General features: G+C 49.8%; 1 protein-coding gene. It reads left to right on the top strand.

Annotated elements, in window-relative coordinates:
• Positions 1–43: 43 nt before the first annotated feature.
• Positions 44–735, top strand: a 692-nt coding sequence (locus tag A3750_RS17285; protein WP_304440207.1) for a glycosyltransferase N-terminal domain-containing protein, incomplete at its 3' end; no start/stop codon positions are given.

The following is a 735-nucleotide window of genomic DNA, read 5'->3' as shown; positions in this document are numbered from 1 at the left end:
CTAAGGTATACTCGCCCGCGTTATCGATAGGACGTTTTTGGTTATGGTTCGTTTAGTGTACTCAATTCTAGTGGCCATCTGCATGCCTTTTGTATTGCTACGTTTGTGGATGAGAGGTTTAAAGGCGCCTGAATATCGAACTCGTCGTCTGGAGCGTATGGGCTTTTTTGAGGCCCCAGAGCAAGCGCAGGACATTTGGGTGCACGCAGTATCTGTTGGTGAGTTGCTTGCAGCCGAGCCGATTATTCGTGAGCTACAGTCCCGTTATCCCGAGAAAAAAATCACCATCACTACCATGACGCCAACGAGCTCAGCCTTGCTTGACAAGCTGTTTGGCGACAGTGTTTTTCACGTCTATGCACCCTACGATTTTCCGCTTTTCGTGCGCGCTTTTTTAAAGCGTATACGTCCAAGCTTTGTGATCATCATGGAAACAGAGTTATGGCCAAACATGATTCACGGCGCGCGAGCCTTGGGCTGTCCTGTTGTGCTGGCCAATGCGCGCTTATCTGAGCGCTCTGCGAAAGGTTACCGACGCTTATTGCCAATGGTGTCATGGCTGTTTGAGAGTTTGCAGCTGGTGCTGTGTCAACACCAGCCAGATGCTCAACGCTTCGCGACACTGGGTATTTCTGCTGAAAAAATTGGTGTGACAGGAAGTGTTAAGTTCGATATCGACGTTGATAGCTCAGTCGCTGAGAGCGGAGCACGGCTGAGGGAAAATGTGCCTGATGA

This window comes from Oleiphilus sp. HI0079 (assembly GCF_001635105.1).
The sequence above is the reverse complement of the archived record's forward strand: the minus strand, read 5'-3'. Positions and strand labels throughout refer to the sequence as shown.